This is a genomic window from Pseudomonas nitroreducens (assembly GCF_024170165.1).
Lineage (GTDB): Bacteria > Pseudomonadota > Gammaproteobacteria > Pseudomonadales > Pseudomonadaceae > Pseudomonas > Pseudomonas nitroreducens_C.
The window spans coordinates 227,790-248,811 of record NZ_JALJXP010000007.1; the positions used below are offsets into that span (position 1 = coordinate 227,790).

The window sequence follows — 21,022 nt, forward strand, 5'->3', positions numbered from 1 at the left end:
GGAAATCCATGCGCCATCTGCTGCTCCTGTTGAGCCTTGTCACCCCGCTGCCACTGCTGGCGGATACCATCGAGATCCCCGTGGGCAGCCAGGGAGACCCGCACATCGTGCTGCCGGCTCGCGGCGAGAGCCAGAAGGCGGTGCTGGAACGCTTCGGCCTGCCGGACCAGGAGCACCCAGCGGTGGGCAAACCACCCATCTCGCGCTGGGACTACCGCGAGTTCAGCGTCTATTTCGAGAGCGGAGTGGTGGTCGATGCCGTCCGCCAGCACCGTTCGCAATACCTCAAGGACCTCTCACCGACTCCCAAGGAGCCCCAGTGACTCTGATCTATGGCCATCGCGGCGCCAAAGGCGAAGCACCGGAAAACACCCTGAACAGCTTCCAGCGCTGCCTGGAGCATGGCGTGAAGCGCTGCGAACTGGACCTGCACCTGTCCCGCGACGGCGAGCTGATGGTGATCCACGACCCGACGCTCAAGCGCACCACCGGCCGGCGCGGGAAAGTCTCCGAGCAACTGGCGGACGATCTGGTGACCATGGACGCCCGCGACGGCGGTCCGGGCTGGCTGCGCCCCTGCCCTATCCCACGTCTGGCGGAACTGTTCGAGCGCTGCGAGTTCGAGCACTGGCAGCTGGAAGTGAAAAGCGCGTCGAAGGATCGTGCTGGCCGCACGGTGCAGGCAATCCACCAGCTGGTGGGCCGTTTCGGCCTGCGTGACCGGATCACCGTGACCTCGAGTTCGCGCACGGTGCTGCGCGCGCTGGAGGAGCTGGCTCCGGAACTGTCACGCGGACTGGTGGCCGAGTACGCCTGGCTCGACCCGCTGAAGGTCGCCGCACACTATGGCTGTGATCTGCTGGCGCTGAACTGGATGCTGTGCACCCCGGAGCGCTTGCTGAAAGCGCAGAAGCAGGGGCTGCATGTGTCCGTCTGGACGGTCAACGAGCCGGCGCTGATGCGCCGGCTCGCCGATTTTGGCGTGGATAGCCTGATCACAGACTTTCCCGGTTTGGCCACTGCCACGATCGGGAATCGCTGAGCAGGTTCCCCCCGACCGGCTCAGGCCGCCGGTCGGGGTACTTCAAAAAATCCGGTTCAGGCCGTCGAACGCCGCTACGCGGTAGGCTTCGGCCATGGTCGGATAGTTGAAGGTGGTGTTGACGAAGTACTTCAGGGTGTTCAGCTCACCCGGCTGGTTCATGATCGCCTGGCCGATGTGGACGATCTCCGAGGCCTGGTCGCCGAAGCAGTGCACGCCGAGGATTTCCAGGGTGTCGCGGTGGAACAGGATCTTCAGCATGCCCACCGGCTCGTTGGAGATCTGCGCGCGGGCCATGCCCTTGAAGAAGGCCTTGCCCACTTCGTAGGGGATCTTCGCCACGGTCAGTTCCTGCTCGTTCTTGCCGATCGAGCTGATCTCCGGAATGGTGTAGATGCCGGTCGGCACGTCGTTGACGAAGCGCCAGCCATCGTGCTCGACGATGTTGCCGGCAGCCGAGCGGCCCTGGTCGTAGGCGGCGCTGGCCAGGCTCGGCCAGCCGATCACGTCGCCGGCGGCATAGATGTTCGATACCGAGGTGCGGTAGTTCTCATCCGTCTCGATCTGGCCGCGGCTGTTGACCTTGATGCCGATGTTCTCGAGGCCCAGGCGGTCGGTGTTGCCGGTGCGGCCGTTGCACCACAGCAGGGCGTCAGCCTTGATCTTCTTGCCCGACTTCAGGTGCAGGATCACCCCGTTGTCCAGGCCTTCCACGCGCTCGTATTCCTCGTTGTGACGGATCAGCACGTTGTTGTTGCGCAGGTGGTAGCTCAGCGCATCGGAGATTTCGTCGTCGAGGAAGCTCAGCAGCTGGTCGCGGGTGTCGATCAGGTCCACCAGTACGCCCAGGCCACTGAAGATCGAGGCGTACTCGCAGCCGATCACGCCGGCTCCGTAGATGATCAGACGGCGCGGGGTGTGGCTCAGGGACAGGATGGTGTCACTGTCATAGACGCGCGGGTGGTTGAAGTTGATGTCCGACGGCCGATACGGACGCGAACCGGTGGCGATCACGAACTGGTCGGCCACCAGGCGCTCCACGGCGCCGCTGGGGGTGACGACCTCGACTGTGCGCTCATCGACGAAGCTGGCGGTGCCGTTGAACATGTCGATGCGGTTGCGGGCGTAGTAGCCGGTGCGCGAGGACACCTGCTTGGAGATCACCCGCTCGGCGCTTTTCAGCACGTCCGGGAAGGAGAACCAGCGCGGCTCGCCGATCTGGCGGAACATCGGGTTGGTGTTGAACTCGATGATCTGCTTCACCGAGTGACGCAGCGCCTTGGACGGGATGGTGCCCAGGTGCGTGCAGTTGCCACCGACCACGCGACGGCTGTCGACCACCGCCAGCTTGCGCCCGTACTTGGAGGCGTTCATCGCCGCCCCCTCGCCTGCCGGGCCCGTGCCGAGAATCACCACGTCGTAGTTGTAGACAGCCATGCGTACTCCTTCAGAACAGGCCGGGACGCCCGCGTGGCGCTCCCGGCGAAGCCCCGGCACCACATGCGCCGAGGCGGATCGAAATCATTGGCGCAGCTTAGCCCTGCGGCAAAAGGCTGCACATTAGCGGTTGGTCGGCAGGTAGGCGAATTTTGCCGTCACTACATGCCATTGCCACCCAGCGGACCGTCATCATGCCCGCCGAAGCTTTCATTCAGGCGACGGGAACAGCGCTTCGAAGCGCGTCGTCGCGCGGGTCACGAAGCCCTCGCCCTGGCGCACGATGAAGAAGGCCGCCAGGCCATTGCGCTCGGCAAAGGTATAGCCCTCCTCCGGCCCCAGCACCATCAGCAGCGTCGACAGGCCATCGGCGCGCAGGGCCTGGGCTTCCGCCACGGTGACCGCCGCCAGCGTATGCCTGACCGGCGCGCCGGTGCGCGGGTCGAAGGTGTGCGAATAACGCTGTCCACCCTCTTCGAAGTAGTTGCGGTAGTCGCCGGAGGTGGACAGGCCGATGCCGTCCAGCGCCACCGAGCGCTCCACCTGCCGCTCGCGCTCGCCGCTGGGCACTTCCAGCGCGATGCGCCACGGCTTGCCGTCGGGCTTGTGGCCCACGGCCTTGAGTTCACCAGTGATTTCCACCAGGTAATCGGTCAGACCAAGCTCGGCCAGGCGCGTACTGACCCGGTCGACGGCATAGCCGGCGACGATGCTGTCGAAGTCCAGCTGCGCATCGACGTCCTTGCACAGCTGATCGCCATTCAGGCGCAGATGCCGATGGCCGACGCGGGCACGCGCACGCTCCAGCGCGGCAGCATCGGGCACCTTCTCGGCGCGCGACTGCGGGCCGAAGCCCCAGAGGTTCATCAGTGGCTCGACCGTGAGGTCGAAGGCGCCGCCGCTCTGCTGCGCCAGCTGCTCGCCGTAGCGCCAGAGCGTCAGCATGTCCGCCGGCAGGGCCATGCAGGCGCCGCCTGGCAAGGCGTTGAAGCGGGACACCACGGAGTCGTCGCGGTAGGTGGAGAACTGCTCGTCCAGGCTCGCCAGTATCCCGTCGACCTCGGCCTTGAGCTTCGCCGCCTCAGGCGCCGTGCCGGTGGGCACGTACTGCACCGCGTAGCTGCTGCCCATGGTCGGCCCGCCGAAGCGCTCGACGGATTTCCCGCAGCCACTCAGGGTTGCCAGAACCAGCACGATCAACAGGCTTGCACGGGACAAGGTCATCTCCATCAGCCGCCAGACGCGCGGCGCCGGGCATTCTACCGCAAGCACCCGGCGCCACTGTTGCCGCTCTGGCAAAGGTGCGTTACCAAAAGAAAACGGGAGCCGAAGCTCCCGTTTCTCAACCGGTTCAGGCGTTGGCCTTGCCCGGGGACTTGCGCTTGAACAGGTAGCACACACCCATCAGCACGATCCACACCGGGATCGCGTACACCGACACGTCGATGCCCGGGATCTGCAGCATGATGCCGAGGATGAACACCACGAAGGCCAGGCACAGCCAGTTGCCGTAGGGGTACCACAGCGCGCGGAAGAACGGCTGCACACCCTTGGCGACCATGGCCTTGCGGAACTTCATGTGGGCCAGGCTGATCATCGCCCAGTTGATCACCAGGGCGGCGACCACCAGGGACATCAGCAGCTCCAGCGCCTGGTGCGGGATCACATAGTTGACCACCACGCAGGCCAGGGTGATGAAGGCCGAGACGCCGATGGCCAGCATCGGCACACCGCGGTCATCGACCTTGGCGAAGGCGCGCGGGGCATCGCCCTGCTCGGCCAGACCGAAGAGCATGCGGCTGTTGCAGTACACGCAGCTGTTGTAGACCGACAGCGCGGCAGTCAGCACCACGAAGTTCAGGATGTGGGCCGCGTACTCGCTGCCCAGCAGCGAGAAGACCTTCACGAACGGGCTGCCGCTGTAGGGGTCGCCGGCGCTGTTGATGCTCTGCAGCAGGGCATCCCAGGGGTACAGCGAGAGCAGCACGGCCAGGGCGCCGATGTAGAAGATCAGGATCCGGTAGATGACCTGGTTGATCGCCTTGGGGATGACCTTCTTCGGCTCGGAGGCTTCGGCGGCGGTGATACCTACCAGCTCCAGGCCGCCGAAGGAGAACATGATGATCGCCAGGACCATCACCAGACCCTTCCAGCCGTTGGGGAAGAAGCCGCCATGAGCCCACAGGTTGCTCACCGAAGCCTGCGGGCCGCCGTTGCCGCTGGCCAGCAGCCAGACACCGAGCAGGATCATGCCGATGATGGCGACGACCTTGATGATCGCGAACCAGAACTCGGTCTCGCCGAAGGCCTTCACGTTGAACAGGTTGATGGCGTTGATCAGAACGAAGAACACCGCTGCCGTCGCCCAGGTCGGGAAGTCCGGCCACCAGAACTGGATGTACTTGCCGACCGCGGTCAGCTCCGACATGCCCACCAGGATGTACAGCACCCAGTAGTTCCAGCCCGACATGAAGCCGGCGAAACCGCCCCAGTACTTGTGCGCGAAGTGGCTGAAGGAACCGGCGACGGGCTCCTCGACGATCATCTCGCCGAGCTGGCGCATGATCAGGAAGGCGATGAAACCACCGATGGCGTAGCCGAGGATCATCGACGGGCCGGCGGATTGCAGGACCCCGGCAGAGCCGAGGAACAGGCCGGTACCGATGGCGCCGCCGAGGGCGATCAGCTGGATGTGGCGGTTCTTCAGACCGCGCTTCAGCTCGCCTTCATGCAGATGTTGTCCATCCATTTGAAGTCTTTCCAGGTTCGGGAATTGGCAGATTTTATTGATGATTATGCTGGAGCCAGTAACGAAAAACGGGAGCCCGAGAGCTCCCGTTTATCTAGACCGCCTGGATCAGCGCGGGAAAGCCGGCGGGTTCACGCCAGCCATGTCTTCCATCACGCGGACGACCTGGCAGCTGTAGCCGAATTCGTTGTCGTACCAGACGTAGAGGACGACGCGGTTGTCGTTGGCGATGGTCGCCTCGGCATCCACGACGCCCGCATGGCGGGAGCCGACGAAGTCGGTGGACACCACTTCCTGGGACGACACGAAGTCGATCTGCTTCTGCAGGTCCGAGTGCATGGCCATCTGGCGCAGGTACTCGTTGATCTCTTCGCGGTTGGTGGCCTTTTCCAGGTTCAGGTTCAGGATGGCCATGGAGACGTTCGGCGTCGGAACACGGATGGCGTTGCCGGTCAGCTTGCCTTTGAGAACCGGCAGAGCCTTGGCAGCAGCGGTAGCGGCGCCAGTCTCGGTGATCACCATGTTCAGCGGCGCGGCGCGGCCACGACGGCTGCCCTTGTGGAAGTTGTCGATCAGGTTCTGGTCGTTGGTGAACGAGTGAACGGTTTCGACGTGGCCGTTGACGATGCCGTACTGGTCGTTCACAGCCTTGAGCACCGGCACGATGGCGTTGGTGGTGCAGGAAGCGGCGGAAACGATCTTGTCGTCAGCGGTGATGTCGCCATGGTTGATGCCGTGGACGACGTTCTTCAGGGCACCCTTGCCCGGAGCGGTCAGGATCACGCGGTCGATACCCGGGCACTTCAGGTGCTGGCCCAGGCCTTCGGCGTCACGCCACTTGCCGGTGTTGTCGACCAGCAGGGCTTTCTTGATGCCGTACTGGGTGTAGTCGATCGACGCCGGGTCGTTGGAGTAGATCACCTGGATCAGGTTGCCGTTGGCGGTGATGGTGTTGTGTTCTTCGTCGATGGTGATGGTGCCATCGAACGGACCATGCACGGAGTCACGACGCAGCAGGCTGGCGCGCTTGACCAGGTCGTTCTCGGCGCCCTTGCGGACGACGATGGCGCGCAGGCGCAGGCCGTCGCCGCCACCGGTCTTCTCGATGAGGATGCGCGCCAGCAGGCGGCCGATACGACCGAAACCGTACAGGACCACGTCGGTGCCTTCGCGGGCGCCGCCGTTCTGCTTGCCGACCACGTCGGCCAGCTCGTCCTTGGTGAACAGCTCGATGCTGCGGCCGTTACCTTCGGTCTTGAACTTGGCAACCATCTTGCCCAGGTCTACCGAGGCTGCGCCCAGCTTGAGCTCGCTCATCGCCTTGAGGATCGGGAAAGTGTCGTGAACCGACAACCCGCCTTCTTCGGCCAGGCGGTGACGGGCGAAACGGTGCGCTTTGAGGATCGCGATCACCGAACGGTTGATCAGGCCACGGCCGTAGATCGAGGTCACCACGTTGTTGTTACGGTACAGCTGACCGATCAGCGGAATCATGGCTTCCGCGAGGGCTTCACGATCGATCCACTCACCGAGACACTGGTCGGGCTTCTGGGTCACGGGCAATACCTTCCACATGTAGGAGAAGAAAAAAGGGGCTACATTATGACGGCGTGAACAATCGCCGGCAATCCGCAGCGGTCGTATGACTGACATCCGTCAATCGGGATAGTTACAATCCCCCGGGTCAAATCCCTCGACCGGAGCCACGACTGCCCGTGTCCGTATTGCGCATTCCCTCGCTGCCGACCGCTGCCGGCAAGCAATCCTGGGGCAACCTCCCCGGAGCCGCCCTGAGCCTGGCCATTGCCGAAGCCGCCGGGCCGGCAAAGCGTTTCACCCTGTTGCTGACCGCCGACAGCCAGAGCGCCGAGCGCCTGGAGCAGGAACTGCGCTTCTTCGCGCCGGACCTGCCGGTGCTGCAGCTGCCGGACTGGGAAACCCTGCCCTACGACGTGTTCTCGCCGCACCAGGACATCATTTCCCAGCGCGTCGCCACTCTTTACCAGCTGCCCGAGCTGCGCCGCGGCGTGCTGGTGGTACCCATCACCACCGCCCTGCACCGCCTGGCGCCGGCCAAGTTCCTGCTCGGCAGCAGCCTGGTGCTGGATGTCGGCCAGAAGCTCGACGTCGAGCAGATGCGCAGCCGCTTCGAGGCCGCCGGCTACCGCTGCGTGGACACCGTCTACGAGCACGGCGAGTTCGCCGTGCGCGGGGCGCTGATCGACCTGTTCCCGATGGGCAGCGAACTGCCCTACCGCATCGATCTTTTCGACGATGAAATCGAGACGCTTCGTACATTCGATCCGGAAACCCAGCGCTCCATCGACAAGGTGGAGAGCATTCGCCTGCTGCCGGCGCGCGAATTCCCCCTGCGCAAGGAGGCAGTCACCGGTTTCCGTGGCCGTTTCCGCGAGCGCTTCGACGTCGACTACCGACGCTGCCCGATCTACCAGGACCTGGCCAGCGGCCTGACACCCGCCGGTATCGAGTACTACATCCCGCTGTTCTTCGAAGATGGCGAGACTTCGACGCTGTTCGACTACCTGCCGCAGGACACCCAGGTGTTCTCCCTGCCGGGCATCGAGGGCGCCGCCGAGCAGTTCTGGACCGACGTGCGCAGCCGCTACGAGGACCGCCGCTACGACCCGGAACGCCCACTATTGCCGCCAGGTGAAGTCTTCCTGCCGGTGGAAGACTGCTTCGCCCGCCTGAAGAACTGGCCGCGCGTGGTGGTCAGCCCGGAGCCGATCGACACCGGCGTCGGCCGCGAGCGCTTCCCCGCTGAACCGCTGCCAGAACTGGCCATCGAAGCCAAGGCCACCGAGCCGCTGGCGCGTCTGCGCCAGTTCATCGAGCAGTTCGACGGTCGCATCCTCTTCACCGCCGAATCCGCCGGCCGCCGCGAAGTGCTGCTGGAATTGCTGGCGCGGCTGAAGCTGCGCCCGGTGGAAGTCGAGGGCTGGCCGGGCTTCCTGGCACACAAGGACCGCCTGGCGATCACCATCGCGCCGATGGACGAAGGCCTGCTGCTGGACGCCGACAAAGGCCAGCCAGGCATCGCCCTGGTGGCCGAGAGTCCGCTGTTCGGCCAGCGCGTCATGCAGCGCCGACGCCGCGAGAAGACCCGCGATGGCGGCGAGAACGTCATCAAGAACCTCACCGAGCTACGCGAAGGTGCGCCGGTGGTACACATCGACCACGGTGTCGGCCGCTACATGGGCCTGATCACCCTGGAGATCGACGGCCAGAACGCCGAATTCCTCGCCCTGCAGTACGCTGACGAAGCCAAGCTCTACGTGCCGGTGGCCAACCTGCACCTGATCGCCCGCTACACCGGCAGCGACGACGCCCTGGCGCCGCTGCACAAACTGGGCTCGGAAACCTGGCAGAAGGCCAAGCGCAAGGCGGCCGAACAGGTTCGCGACGTCGCCGCCGAGCTGCTCGACATCTACGCCCGCCGTGCTGCGCGCAAGGGCTACGCGTTCAAGGACCCGCAGGTCGACTACGCCACCTTCTCCGCCGGCTTCCCCTTCGAGGAAACCCCGGACCAGCAGACCGCCATCGAAGCGGTGGTAGCCGACATGCTCGCCGACAAGCCGATGGACCGTCTGGTCTGCGGCGACGTCGGCTTCGGCAAGACCGAAGTGGCCATGCGCGCGGCCTTCGTCGCGGTGCACAGCGGCAAGCAGGTCGCCGTGCTGGTGCCGACCACCCTCCTCGCCCAGCAGCACTACAACAGCTTCCGCGACCGTTTCGCCGACTGGCCGGTGAGCGTCGAGGTGATGAGCCGCTTCAAGTCCGCCAAGGAAGTCGAAGGCGCCGTGGCGCAGCTGGCCGAGGGCAAGGTCGACATCGTCATCGGCACCCACAAACTGCTGCAGGACGACGTCAAGTTCAAGAACCTCGGCCTGGTCATCATCGACGAAGAGCACCGCTTCGGCGTGCGCCAGAAGGAGCAGCTCAAGGCCCTGCGCAGCGAGGTGGACATCCTCACCCTCACCGCCACGCCGATCCCGCGCACGCTCAACATGGCGGTGGCCGGCATGCGCGACCTGTCGATCATCGCCACGCCGCCAGCGCGCCGCCTCTCCGTGCGCACCTTCGTCATGGAAGAACAGAAGTCGGTGATCAAGGAAGCCCTGCTGCGCGAGCTGCTGCGCGGTGGCCAGGTCTACTTCCTGCACAACGAAGTGAAGACCATCGAGAAGTGTGCCCGCGACCTGGCGGAGCTGGTTCCCGAGGCACGCATAGGCATCGGTCACGGACAGATGAACGAGCGCGACCTGGAACGGGTGATGAGCGACTTCTACCACAAGCGCTTCAACGTGCTGGTGGCCTCGACCATCATCGAGACCGGCATCGACGTGCCCAGCGCCAACACCATCCTCATCGAGCGCGCCGACAAGTTCGGTCTGGCCCAGCTGCACCAGCTGCGCGGGCGCGTCGGCCGCAGCCACCACCAGGCCTACGCCTACCTGCTCACCCCGCCGCGCAAGCAGATGACCCCGGACGCCGAGAAGCGCCTGGAAGCCATCGCCAACGCCCAGGACCTGGGCGCCGGCTTCGTGCTGGCCACCCACGACCTGGAAATCCGCGGCGCCGGCGAACTGCTCGGCGACGGCCAGAGCGGGCAGATCCAGGCGGTGGGCTTCACCCTCTACATGGAAATGCTCGAACGTGCGGTGAAGGCCATCCGCAAGGGCGAGCAGCCGAACCTGGAGCAGCCGCTGGGCGGCGGCCCGGACATCAACCTGCGCGTACCGGCGCTGATCCCCGAGGATTACCTGCCGGACGTCCATGCCCGCCTGATCCTCTACAAGCGCATCGCCAACGCCGCCGACGAAGACGGCCTGCGCGAGCTGCAGGTGGAGATGATCGACCGCTTCGGCCTGCTGCCTGACCCGGCGAAGAACCTTATCCGTCTGACTTTGCTGAAATTGCAGGCAGAAAAGCTCGGGATCGTGAAGGTAGATGCCGGCCCGCAGGGAGGCCGGGTAGAATTTGCCGCCGATACCTGCGTCGACCCGCTGGTGCTGATCAAGATGATCCAGAGCCAGCCCAATCGGTACAAATTCGAAGGGGCCACCCTCTTCAAGTTCCAGGTGCCCATGGAGCGCCCGGAAGAACGGTTCAACACGCTGGAGGCGCTGCTCGAGCGCCTCACGCCACAGACTCATTAAGGACCCTGTGCATGCGCCTGTTCCAACCCTTGCTGCTGTCGCTGGCGCTACTGTCGCCAGCCGCGTTCGCCGAGCCCTACCAAGTGGAGCTGATCCTCTTCCAGCAGTCCGGCGACGCCGTGTTCGCCAGCCGCCCCGCGCCCGACGACTGGGCCAAGGGCGCGCAACCGCCGGGCCCGGACAGCTCGCGCCCCACCGCGATGGACGCCCAGGTCGCCAAGCTGAAGCAGAACGAAGGCTTCCAGGTCCTGATGCACAAGGCCTGGCGCCAGGAGATCGATGCCAATCCGGTGAGTGTTTCGCTGACCGAAGGCGCCCAGCATGACGGCCACTTCCCGGTGGAAGGCACCGTCACCCTCAGCCAACAGCGCTTCGTGAACACCCAGACCGACTTCTGGATCAACCAGTTCGGCCAGGACGGCCTGCTCGCTGCCAGCCAGCACATGGTCCAGGAAGCCAGCCTGAAGAACAGCGTGCTGACCTACCTCGACCACCCGAGCCTGGGCATGCTGATCAAGGTGACCCCGCTCAACGCCAAACCGGCGTCCGCCCCGCCGCCCGGCATGGAAGACGAAGCACCGACCGGCCCGGACGCGCCGCAGCAGCAACAAGCGCCGGCCGCCCCGGCAGACGGCGGCTTCGAAGCCCCGCCGCCAGCACAACCCGCGCAATAAAGAAAAAGCCCGGCATCTGCCGGGCTTTTTCTTGGGGCTTATCGTAGGAGCGAGCTTGCTCGCGAACCACCTGGCAGCGTGCCTTGCCAGTTCGCGAGCAAGCTCGCTCCTACAGGAAACCATCAGCTCACCAGCACCCGCCCCAGCACTTCACGCACCTTGCCGATACCTTCGTGCAGCGCCTGCTCGATTTCGGCCATGGTGATGATGCCACTGGACTTGCCGGCCGCCGGGTTCACCACCAGCGACAGGCAGGCGTAGGGCAGGTCCAGCTCGCGGGCCAGCGCGGCCTCGGGCATGCCGGTCATGCCGACGATGTCGCAGCCGTCGCGCTCCAGCCTGGCAATCTCCGCCACGGTTTCCAGGCGCGGGCCCTGGGTCGCGGCGTACACGCCATGACTGCTGTACGCATAGCCCAGCGTCTGCAGGGCGGCGATCAGCTTGAGCCGCAACGGCTCGTCATAGGGATGGCTGAAGTCGATGTGGGTGACATGCTCGATGTCGCCGGCGAAATAGGTGTGCTCACGACCCCAGGTGTAATCGACGATCTGGTGCGGCACGCAGAGATGGCCGCTGCCCATGGCGGCGTGGATGCCGCCCACGGCATTCACCGCCAGGATGGCTTCGGCACCGGCCTGCTTCAGCGCCCAGAGGTTCGCGCGGTAGTTCACCTGATGCGGCGGGAAGCGATGCGGGTGGCCGTGGCGAGCGAGGAAGAGTACCTCGCGGCCGGCGAATTCGCCGCGCTGGACAGCTGCCGAGGGCGCGCCGTAGGGCGTGTCCAGCTCGATGGCATCCTTCAGGGTCAGCCCTTCCAGCTGGGTCAGGCCGGTGCCGCCGATGATGGCGTAGACAGTCATGCTTCTATCCTCAAATTGTCCCTGCGATCTCGCAATCTAGAGCAGAACAAGGCGGAAGACTGGATCGGACGCGGAGTTGACTTCCTGTCAATGAGCAGTCCGATCCAGTCTTCCAACGCAGTTATGCCGACGCGCAGCAGATCGCAATCAGTCGATCAGTTGAGCGGCGCGCAACTCTCCGACAGCCTGCTGCCAGCGCGGCAACTGCTTGTATTCGATGCCCGGCCAGGCCTTGGCGCGCATGCGTTGCAGACGCTGCGGCGCAGTGACCTTCAGGCACTGCAGGGCGCTCAGGGCCAGCTCGGCGGAGGCGCGATCGTTGCACACCAGGCCCATGTCGCAGCCCGCGCTCAGCGCAGCCTCGATGCGATTGGCGGCATCGCCGACCACATGGGCGCCGGCCATGGACAGGTCGTCACTGAAGATCACCCCGTCGAACCCCAGTTCGCCGCGCAGAATGTCCTGCAGCCAGCGGCGCGAGAAACCGGCGGGATTCGGGTCGACCTGCGGGTAGATCACGTGGGCCGGCATCAGCGCGTCCAGCTCGCCGGACAGGCGCTGGAACGGCACCAGGTCCACGGCGCGAATCTGCTCCAGCGTGCGCTCGTCCTCGGGGATGCCCACATGGGAATCCACTTCCGCCCAGCCGTGGCCGGGGAAGTGCTTGCCGGTGGAGGCCATGCCGGCGGCACGCATGCCGCGGATGAACGCGCCGGCCAGCGCAACGGCGCCCTCAGGATTGCCTTCGAAGGCGCGGCTGCCGACCACGGCGCTACGCTGGTGATCCAGGTCCAGCACCGGCGCGAAGCTCAGGTCGAGCCCAACCGCCAGCACCTCGGTCGCCATCAGCCAGCCGCATTGTTCAGCCAGTCGTTCGGCATTGGCATTGTCGGCGATGGCACGCATCGCCGGCAGGCGCAGGAAGCCCTGGCGCAGGCGCTGCACGCGGCCGCCCTCCTGATCCACCGCCAGCAGCAGGTCGGGGCGTACCGCGCGGATGGACTCCATCAGCTCGCGCACCTGGCGCGGCGATTCGATGTTGCGGGCGAAGATGATCAGGCCACCGACTTCCGGGTGGCGCAGTATCTGGCGGTCCTCGGCGGTGAGCCAGGTGCCGCCGATGTCGAGCATCAGGGAGCCTTGCATGTGCGTTCCTTTCAATACAGTTGCGCCGCCTGCCACTCGGGGCAGGCGGCCTCTTCGATTCGAACCCGGCAATGGAGCGGCACCTGCGGAAAGAGTTCCAGCAGGTCGTCATTGCGCAGGCGGATACAGCCGTGGGACAGCGGCGTGCCCATGGGCTCGCAGTCCGGCGTGCCGTGCAGGTAGATATAGCGGCGGAAGGTATCGACCTCACCCAGCCGATTGCGCCCCGGCTCGCAGCCACTGAGCCAGAGGATGCGCGAGAGGATCCAGTCGCGGCCGGGGAATGCCTGGTGAAGCTCGCTGGTCCAGGTCTCACCGGTCCAGCGCCGCCCCTTCAGTACCGCCGCCCTGGGCAGCCCCTCTCCGATGCGCGCACGGACCTGGTGCAAGCCTCGCGGCGTGCAGCCGGAGCCGTTGCGCTCCCCCGCACCGTTGGCGGCGCTGGATATCTGGATACGCACGACAAGACGCCCCGCAGCAAAGCCGTAGAGCATCTGGTCAGCAAGGGAGATATGGAGAAGATCAAGATCGGCCATGGCCGGCTACTGTAGCCGATCAGGCTGACGCAGCCCAGCGCGAAGCCGGGCCAGGATCAGACCTTGGCGGGCGCCTGGGCAGTACTCGACTTGCTCCGGGGCTTGAGCTGCGCCCCCGCCAGCGAAGGATCGCTGACGCCACTGTCGGCACGCATGCCGGCGGCGAGGAACGGCACCATCAGGCGCATGACCTGCTCGATGGAAGTGTTCACGCCGAAATCGTTTTCGGCCATGGCACGCAGCGCCTTGATGCCGGACATGCTGAATACCGCAGTACCCAGCATGAAGTGCACGCGCCAGAACAGTTCCAGCGGCGGCAGGCGCGGCGCGGACTCGTGCACCAGCAGCATGTAGCGGCGGAAAACCTTGCCGTAGACCTCCTCGAGGTACTTGCGCAGGTGTCCCTGGCTCTGGCTGAAGGCCAGGCCCAGCAGGCGCATGAAGATCGACAGGTCGTTGCCGCTGCGCGGCTTCACCGCCATGGCCTGGACCACGAGCAGCTCGAGCAGCTCCTCCAGGGTGGCGCGCGGCGCATCGGGCTTGGCCTGGCGACGATCCAGCTCCTTCTCGAGGCTGGCGCAGAACGGCCCGAGGAAGCGCGAGAAGACCGCCTGGATCAGCGCCTTCTTCGAACCGAAGTGATAGTTCACCGCCGCGAGGTTCACCCCCGCCTTGCTGGTGATCAGACGCAGGGAGGTTTCGGCGAAGCCCTTCTCCGCGAACAGCTGTTCCGCAGCATCCAGGATGCGTTCGACGGTTTCCGACTGGGCCATGGCTACTCCGCCTGACAAACACTTGTTTGAAACATACGTTTCAGCGTCTTGTATTGTCAAGCAAAGTGCGATGGATTGTTACCAATATCATGGCAATGCGACGAGACACCTAATAGACAGCAAGACGCTTGCCAAGCCCGAAAGGTTACATGCACGAACGTTCCACCGACCGCCGCGCCCAATAAAAGCATTGCCAGCCCGCCATCACTGTATATAATTCCAGGCACTGTATAAAAAGCCAGAGTATGGACATGCTGAAGCTCACGCCGCGCCAAGCCGAGATCCTCGCCTTCATCAAACGCTGCCTGGAAGCCAACGGCTATCCGCCCACCCGCGCGGAAATCGCCCAGGAACTCGGCTTCAAGTCGCCCAACGCCGCCGAGGAACACCTGAAGGCCCTCGCCCGCAAGGGTGCCATCGAGATGACCCCGGGCGCCTCCCGCGGCATCCGCATCCCCGGCTTCGAGCCCAAGGCCGCCGCCAATGACGACGAACTGCCGATCATCGGCCGTGTCGCCGCCGGTGCGCCGATACTCGCCGAACAGAACGTCGACGACACCTGCCGGATCAACCCGACCTTCTTCAACCCGCCCGCCGACTACCTGCTGCGCGTGCGCGGCCAGAGCATGAAGGACGTCGGCATCATGGATGGCGACCTGCTCGCCGTGCATGTCACCCGTGAAGCGCGCAACGGCCAGATCGTCGTCGCCCGCCTGGGTGAAGAGGTGACGGTGAAGCGCTTCAAGCGCGAAGGCAGCAAGGTCTGGCTGCTCGCAGAAAACCCGGAGTTCGCCCCTATCGAGGTCGATCTCAAGGAACAGGAACTGGTCATCGAAGGCTTGAGCGTCGGCGTAATCCGTCGCTGAACAGGAGACACCCATGCAGTACCCGCAGCCGCAGAACCTGCCGCAACTCCCGCTGTTCCAGGAAGCACTCTGGGCAAGCGGTACTGCTCCCCTGCTTCCGGAGCTGATGGAAGAAGAGCCCGTCGCCGAGGAAAGCGCCTTCAGCGAGATCGCCCTGCGCGGCCTCCCCGGCCAGTGCCTGATGCTGCTGGCGCCGATGCTTCGCGAGCTGAGCGAGGAAAGCGATTCGCGCTGGCTCACCCTCATCGCCCCGCCGTCCAGCCTGACGCCGGACTGGCTGCGCAAGGCCGGCCTGAACCGCCAGGGCATCCTGCTGTTGCCGGCCCGCGATCAGGCCGCGGCCCAGGCACTGGCCTGCGAAGCGCTGCGTCTGGGCAACAGCCACACCGTGGTGAGCTGGCTGAACCTCAGTGCCAAAGCACGCACGCAACTGTCCCGCGCCGCCGTTGCCGGCCAGGCGCAGAGCCTGAATATTCGTCTGGGATAAGCTGATCGGAAAGCTTCGCCGCGGACGCGGCGAAGCGGCAGAACTCAGTGCAGGACGCGCGGGCCTTCGTCGTCCATGTTCATGTCGCCGCCTTCGGCGAGACGACCGGCCATCTGCACGCCGACATTGAACATCGCCTTGGCGATCTCGATGTGCTGGCCCTGCAGGAAGCCCTTGGCATCAGCGGAGAATTCCAGGGTCACCAGCGCCTCCTCCTCGTCCGCGCGACGCAGCACGATACGCCCGTCAGGCAGCTCGACAATTTCCAGAAATGAGGTTGGCATAACAACGTTCTCCACAGCAGAACGCGTAGTGTAACAGCCACGTCCGCCACACCCTAGCCAAAGCTTGCACGGACCGACCGGAAGGCCGGCACGCTGTGGAGCAGGAATCAGAGCTCGGTGAGCGATGCGCGGAAGCGCAGCACCAAGTCCTTCAGGGATTTGCGCCAGGCTTCCAGTTCGTCATTGCCGAGCTCGACCGACACGTCGTCGTCGACATTCACCGCCTGGATCAGCGGCTGGGTCGGATCGACCTTGGCCTTCTTCGGCTCGCTCGGCGGCTGGAACAGCGCGGCATAGGCGGCCAGCAGGCGACCCAGCCAGGCCTCCGGCGATTGCGCCAGTTCGACCATCTCCGCCAGCTCCGGACTGGGAGCGGCTGCCAGCACCTCGGCATTGAGCAGCATATCGACGCGCGGCGCACCAGCCTGGGGCAGGCGGTAGTAACCGGCGATCTCATGGGCCACGCCCAGCACCGCTCCGTAGAGATGAAACAGCGCCGCTTCGCGTTCGGCCTGGATGCGCGCCTGGGCGTTCATCGCACGGGCCGCATCGGCGTTGCGCCAGACTTCCAGGGCAAGGCCGGCGAAGAACAGCTTCTGGTTGGTGCGGGTATAGAGTTCGTTCGCCATGACCTGGCCCTCTGCAGTCGACTTCGGCAGTATAAGCACGCCCCGCCTCGGCGGGGCGCGCCTTCCATCAGCGCTTGTCTTCGACCTTCCACTTGCCGCCGTCGAAGAACGCACGCCAGCCGGTGGGCTTGCCGTCGACTTCGGACTGCACGTACTGCTCCTTGGTCTTGCGGCTGAAGCGGATCACCGCGGGGCGGCCATCCGGGTCCTTCGCCGGAGCGGCGAGCAGGAAGTGGTACTTCGGATCCAGCTCTTCCTTGTGCGGAATCAGCTCGGCCACCAGCGGAGCGCGGGTCTCGCGGTTCTTCGGGAACTGGCTGGCAGCCAGGAACAGGCCGGAAGCGCCGTCACGCAGTACGTAGACGTCATCGACCTTCTCGCACTTGAGTTCCGGCATGCGGATGGCGTCCATCTTCGGCGGCGCGGGCTCGCCGCTCTTGAGCAGCTTGCGGGTGTTCTTGCAGGTCGGGTTGGTGCAACCGAAGAACTTGCCGAAGCGGCCGGTCTTGAGCTGCATCTCGCTGCCGCACTTGTCGCATTCCAGGCTCGGACCTTCGTAGCCCTTGATGCGGTACTGGCCTTCCTCGATCTCGTAGCCGGCGCAATCCGGGTTGTTGCCACAGATGTGCAGCTTGCGCTTCTCATCGACCAGGTAGGCGTCCATCGCGGTGCTGCAGATCGGGCAGCGGTGCTTGCCACGCAGTACGCGGGATTCGGATTCGCCCTCGTCATCCGCGGCGATCTCGTCGCCCGGAATCAGGTTGACGGTCGCCTTGCAGCGCTCTTTCGGCGGCAGGCTGTAGCCCGAGCAGCCAAGGAACACGCCGGTGGAGGCGGTGCGGATCATCATCGGCCGGCCACACTCGCGGCAGGGGATGTCGGTCTGGGTCGGCTGGTTGGCGCGCATGCCATCGTTGGAGGCTTCGGCCAGGTCGAGCTTCTTGCGGAAGTCGCCATAGAACTCGTCCAGCACGTTTTTCCAGTCGCGCTCACCCTGGGCCACGTCATCGAGGTTCTCTTCCATGCCGGCGGTGAAGCCGTAGTCCATCAGGTTGGAGAAGCTCTCGTTGAGGCGGTCGGTAACGATGTCACCCATTTTCTCCGCGTAGAAGCGGCGGTTGTGGGTGGTGACGTAGCCACGCTCCTGGATGGTGGAAATGATCGCCGCATAGGTCGACGGGCGGCCGATGCCGCGCTTTTCCAGCTCCTTGACCAGGCTGGCTTCGGAGAAGCGCGCCGGCGGCTTGGTGAAGTGCTGGCTCGGATCGAGCTTGAGCAGCTTCATGGCGTCGCCCTGGTTCATTTCCGGCAGGACGTCGTCCTCGCCCGGCTTGCTCTGCTGCGGCAGCACCTTGGTGTAGCCGTCGAACTTGAGGATGCGGCCCTTGGCGCGCAGCTCGAAGTCACCGGCAGCGGCGCTGACGGTGGTGGACAGGTACTCGGCCGGCGGCATCTGGCAGGCCACGAACTGGCGCCAGATCAGGTCGTACAGGCGCTCGGCGTCGCGCTCCATGCCCGACAGCTGGGTCGGACGCAGGTTGACGTCGGAAGGACGAATCGCTTCGTGCGCTTCCTGGGCGCCTTCCTTGCTCGAGTAGAAGTTCGGCTTGGCCGGCAGGTATTTCTTGCCGAACTCGCTGTCGATGAAGCCGCGCACCATGTCGATGGCGTCGGCCGACAGGTTGGTCGAGTCGGTACGCATATAGGTGATGTAGCCGGCTTCGTAGAGTCGCTGGGCCATCATCATGGTCTTCTTCACCCCGAAGCCCAGGCGGTTGCTCGCGGCCTGCTGCAGGGTGGAGGTGATGAACGGCGCCGAAGGCTTGCTGGAAGTCGGCTTGTCTTCGCGCTTGGCGATGCTGTAGCTGGAGGACTTGAGCTTCTCCAGCGCGGCGGTGGCCTGGGCTTCGTTCAGCGGCTTGAAGGCTTCGCCCTTCTCGCGCACCACTTCGAAGCGGACCTTGTCGTTCTTCGGCGTGCCGAGGTCAGCGTGGACTTCCCAGTACTCTTCCGGGACGAAGGCGCGGATCTCGCGCTCACGCTCGACCACCAGCTTCACCGCCACCGACTGTACACGGCCGGCGGACAAGCCGCGGGCGATCTTGGCCCACAGCAGCGGCGAGACCATGTAGCCCACTACGCGGTCGAGGAAGCGGCGTGCCTGCTGGGCATTCACGCGGTTGATGTCCAGCTCGCCGGGCTGGGAGAAGGCCTCCTGGATGGCCTTCTTGGTGATTTCGTTGAAGACCACGCGCTTGTAGCGCGAGTCGTCGCCGCCGATGGCCTCGCGCAGGTGCCAGGCAATGGCCTCCCCTTCGCGGTCCAAGTCGGTTGCGAGATAGATGGTGTCGGCATCCTTGGCCAGGCGGCGCAGCTCCTCGATCACCTTTTCCTTGCCGGGCAGGATCTCGTACTTGGCCTTCCAGCCATGCTCCGGGTCGACGCCCATGCGGGTGACGAGCTGGCGCTTGGCCTTCTCCTTCGGCGACAGGGCCGGCGCCTCGGCAGCGGTCTTGCGCGTTTTTGCCGCAGGCTCCTTCGACGCGGACGAGCCGCTGGTGGGCAGGTCGCGGATGTGGCCGATGCTCGACTTCACCACGTACTGGTTGCCCAGGTACTTGTTGATGGTCTTGGCCTTGGCCGGTGATTCCACGATGACCAGCGATTTACCCATGGATCGGAAGATTCCTGCGTCGAAAAGATGAATTTATAAGGAGGGAGGAGCTAGGAGCGGCACCGCTATATATAGTGGCGGTCGCGCCAAGGTCAAGCTTGGCTTTCGCCAGACGGGCGTGTCAGAAGACCCAGCGGATCGTCTTCGGCGCTCACCAGGGCGAAGCGAGGAACGTTCTCGCCATTCACTTCCACTGCCTCGGTGAACATGCTCAGCGGGCGTACCCAGAGGCCGAATTCGCCGTACAGCGCCTGGTAGATCACCAGCTCTTCCTCGGTCTCCGAATGCCGGGCGACACCGAGCACACGGTACTGCTGTCCCTTGTAATGTCGATACAGTCCGGGCTGCAAGTGCATGTCGGTTCTCCCTCGGCCGGCCAAAAGGCGGCGATTGTGCTCATTGCGCGGCCGTCGGGCAATCCCCGGCCGACAAAAACGAAAACCGGGGCACATGGCCCCGGCTCTCCCATCGACGAAAGCTTAGACGCGTTCGAAGACGGTGGTGATGCCCTGACCGAGGCCCACGCACATGGTGGACACGCCCAGGGTGCCACTGTTCTGCTTCATCACGTTCAGCAGGGTGCCAGAGATACGCGCACCGGAGCAGCCGAACGGGTGACCCAGGGCGATGGCGCCGCCGTGCAGGTTGACCTTCTCTTCCATCTTGTCGAGGATCTTGAGGTCCTTCAACACCGGCAGGGCCTGTGCGGCGAAGGCTTCGTTGAGCTCGAAGAAATCGATGTCGTTGATGGTCAGGCCAGCGCGCTTGAGCGCCTTGTTGGTCGACGGAACCGGACCGTAGCCCATGATTGCCGGATCAACGCCCGCCACAGCCATGGCGCGAACCACGGCCATCGGCTGCACGCCGAGGTCCTGGGCGCGCTGGGCGCTCATGACGATCATGCAGGAAGCGCCGTCGGTGATCTGCGAGGAAGTACCCGCGGTCACGGTGCCGCCTTTCGGGTTGAAGGCCGGCTTCAGGGCCGCCAGGCTTTCCAGGGTGGTTTCCGGACGGATGGTTTCGTCGAAGTCGAAGACCTTCAGGAAGCCGTTCTCGTCGTAACCTTCCATCGGGATGATTTCGTCTTTGAACTTGCCTTCCTGAGTCGCTTTCCAGGCCAGCTGGTGCGAACGCACGCCGAACTTGTCCTGTGCCTCGCGGGTGATGCCGTGCATCTTGCCCAGCATTTCGGCGGTCAGGCCCATCATGCCCGATGCCTTGGCGGCGTACAGGGACATGTGCGGGTTCGGATCGACGCCGTGCATCATGCCGACGTGGCCCATGTGCTCCACGCCGCCGATGACGAAGACGTCACCGTTGCCGGTCTGGATCGCCTGCACGGCGGTGTGCAGGGCGCTCATGGACGAGCCGCACAGGCGGCTGACGGTCTGGCCGGCGCTGGTGTGCGGGATCTGGGTCATCAGCGACGCCATGCGCGCGATATTCCAGCCCTGCTCCAGGGTCTGGTTCACGCAGCCCCAGATCACGTCCTCGACTTCCGCCGGATCGATCTTCGGGTTGCGCTCCAGGAGCTTGCTGATCAGGTGCGCGGACATGTTCTCCGCGCGGGTGTTGCGGTGCATGCCACCCTTCGAACGGCCCATCGGGGTGCGGCCGAAGTCGACAATGACGGCATCTCTCGGATTCAGGCTCATAAATTCACTCTCGCTCTATTCGTTGCGCAC

At 64.8% G+C, this 21,022-nt stretch carries 19 protein-coding genes; 6 read left to right on the forward strand and 13 right to left on the reverse strand.

Annotated features, from left to right (window positions below):
- The first annotated feature begins 8 nt into the window (after window positions 1-8).
- Both J2T47_RS16165 and J2T47_RS16170 read left to right on the forward strand, forming a co-directional pair.
- Window positions 9-323 carry a phosphodiesterase gene (locus J2T47_RS16165; RefSeq protein WP_253448676.1) on the forward strand — a complete coding sequence of 105 codons (315 nt, stop codon included), beginning with the start codon at window positions 9-11 and terminating at the stop codon, window positions 321-323.
- Window positions 320-1,042, forward strand: a complete 723-nt coding sequence (locus J2T47_RS16170) for a glycerophosphodiester phosphodiesterase (RefSeq protein ID WP_253448679.1) — start codon at window positions 320-322, stop codon at window positions 1,040-1,042. Before J2T47_RS16165 ends, J2T47_RS16170 begins: the two co-directional genes overlap by 4 nt.
- Before the next feature lie 42 nt (window positions 1,043-1,084).
- Here J2T47_RS16170 and sthA read toward each other — a convergent pair whose 3' ends face one another.
- From sthA to J2T47_RS16190, 4 genes are all read right to left on the reverse strand, one after another.
- Window positions 1,085-2,479 (reverse strand): Si-specific NAD(P)(+) transhydrogenase, encoded by a 1,395-nt coding sequence (sthA, locus tag J2T47_RS16175; protein WP_045211662.1) that lies wholly within the window; start codon window positions 2,477-2,479, stop codon window positions 1,085-1,087.
- A gap of 210 nt (window positions 2,480-2,689) precedes the next feature.
- On the reverse strand, window positions 2,690-3,703 hold the full coding sequence (locus tag J2T47_RS16180; RefSeq protein WP_253448682.1) for an FAD:protein FMN transferase: 1,014 nt from the start codon (window positions 3,701-3,703) through the stop codon (window positions 2,690-2,692).
- Window positions 3,704-3,830: 127 nt separating this feature from the next.
- The gene (locus tag J2T47_RS16185; protein WP_253448685.1) at window positions 3,831-5,228 is read right to left on the reverse strand and encodes an amino acid permease; all 1,398 of its coding nucleotides are present in this window, start codon (window positions 5,226-5,228) and stop codon (window positions 3,831-3,833) included.
- A 108-nt stretch (window positions 5,229-5,336) separates the two neighbouring features.
- Window positions 5,337-6,803: a glyceraldehyde-3-phosphate dehydrogenase gene (locus J2T47_RS16190; protein WP_253448688.1), complete on the reverse strand. Its 1,467-nt coding sequence runs from the start codon at window positions 6,801-6,803 to the stop codon at window positions 5,337-5,339.
- Window positions 6,804-6,943: 140 nt separating this feature from the next.
- Here J2T47_RS16190 and mfd point away from each other — a divergent pair, with 140 nt between their 5' ends.
- Window positions 6,944-10,408, forward strand: coding sequence for a transcription-repair coupling factor (mfd, locus tag J2T47_RS16195; protein WP_253448691.1), 3,465 nt, complete (start codon window positions 6,944-6,946; stop codon window positions 10,406-10,408).
- Between the two features lie 11 nt (window positions 10,409-10,419).
- The gene (locus J2T47_RS16200) at window positions 10,420-11,082 is read left to right on the forward strand and encodes a CsiV family protein (protein ID WP_253448693.1); all 663 of its coding nucleotides are present in this window, start codon (window positions 10,420-10,422) and stop codon (window positions 11,080-11,082) included.
- A gap of 122 nt (window positions 11,083-11,204) precedes the next feature.
- Here J2T47_RS16200 and J2T47_RS16205 read toward each other — a convergent pair whose 3' ends face one another.
- From J2T47_RS16205 to J2T47_RS16220, 4 genes are all read right to left on the reverse strand, one after another.
- The gene (locus tag J2T47_RS16205; protein ID WP_253448695.1) at window positions 11,205-11,942 is read right to left on the reverse strand and encodes an S-methyl-5'-thioinosine phosphorylase; all 738 of its coding nucleotides are present in this window, start codon (window positions 11,940-11,942) and stop codon (window positions 11,205-11,207) included.
- Between the two features lie 147 nt (window positions 11,943-12,089).
- Window positions 12,090-13,088, reverse strand: a complete 999-nt coding sequence (nagZ, locus tag J2T47_RS16210; RefSeq protein ID WP_253448697.1) for a beta-N-acetylhexosaminidase — start codon at window positions 13,086-13,088, stop codon at window positions 12,090-12,092.
- Window positions 13,089-13,099: 11 nt separating this feature from the next.
- Window positions 13,100-13,624, reverse strand: a complete 525-nt coding sequence (locus J2T47_RS16215; protein ID WP_253448700.1) for a L,D-transpeptidase — start codon at window positions 13,622-13,624, stop codon at window positions 13,100-13,102.
- Window positions 13,625-13,680: 56 nt separating this feature from the next.
- Window positions 13,681-14,397 (reverse strand): TetR/AcrR family transcriptional regulator, encoded by a 717-nt coding sequence (locus J2T47_RS16220; protein ID WP_253448702.1) that lies wholly within the window; start codon window positions 14,395-14,397, stop codon window positions 13,681-13,683.
- Window positions 14,398-14,648: 251 nt separating this feature from the next.
- Here J2T47_RS16220 and lexA point away from each other — a divergent pair, with 251 nt between their 5' ends.
- On the forward strand, window positions 14,649-15,263 hold the full coding sequence (gene lexA / locus J2T47_RS16225; protein ID WP_026079098.1) for a transcriptional repressor LexA: 615 nt from the start codon (window positions 14,649-14,651) through the stop codon (window positions 15,261-15,263).
- A gap of 13 nt (window positions 15,264-15,276) precedes the next feature.
- Window positions 15,277-15,750 (forward strand): SOS-induced cell division inhibitor SulA, encoded by a 474-nt coding sequence (gene sulA, locus J2T47_RS16230; protein WP_253448704.1) that lies wholly within the window; start codon window positions 15,277-15,279, stop codon window positions 15,748-15,750.
- Between the two features lie 44 nt (window positions 15,751-15,794).
- Here the strand turns inward: sulA and J2T47_RS16235 are convergent, their stop codons facing one another.
- From J2T47_RS16235 to fadA, 5 genes are all read right to left on the reverse strand, one after another.
- On the reverse strand, window positions 15,795-16,034 hold the full coding sequence (locus J2T47_RS16235; RefSeq protein ID WP_253448706.1) for a hypothetical protein: 240 nt from the start codon (window positions 16,032-16,034) through the stop codon (window positions 15,795-15,797).
- Between the two features lie 107 nt (window positions 16,035-16,141).
- Window positions 16,142-16,663 (reverse strand): DUF6586 family protein, encoded by a 522-nt coding sequence (locus J2T47_RS16240; RefSeq protein ID WP_253448708.1) that lies wholly within the window; start codon window positions 16,661-16,663, stop codon window positions 16,142-16,144.
- Window positions 16,664-16,730: 67 nt separating this feature from the next.
- A complete protein-coding gene (topA, locus tag J2T47_RS16245) occupies window positions 16,731-19,337 on the reverse strand; it encodes a type I DNA topoisomerase (RefSeq protein WP_253448710.1) in 2,607 nt (868 codons plus the stop codon).
- A gap of 92 nt (window positions 19,338-19,429) precedes the next feature.
- Complete coding sequence (locus tag J2T47_RS16250; protein WP_253448713.1) at window positions 19,430-19,693, reverse strand: DUF1653 domain-containing protein; 264 nt, start codon at window positions 19,691-19,693, stop codon at window positions 19,430-19,432.
- Between the two features lie 123 nt (window positions 19,694-19,816).
- Window positions 19,817-20,992, reverse strand: coding sequence for an acetyl-CoA C-acyltransferase FadA (fadA, locus tag J2T47_RS16255; protein ID WP_081519444.1), 1,176 nt, complete (start codon window positions 20,990-20,992; stop codon window positions 19,817-19,819).
- Between the last annotated feature and the right edge of the window lie 30 nt (window positions 20,993-21,022).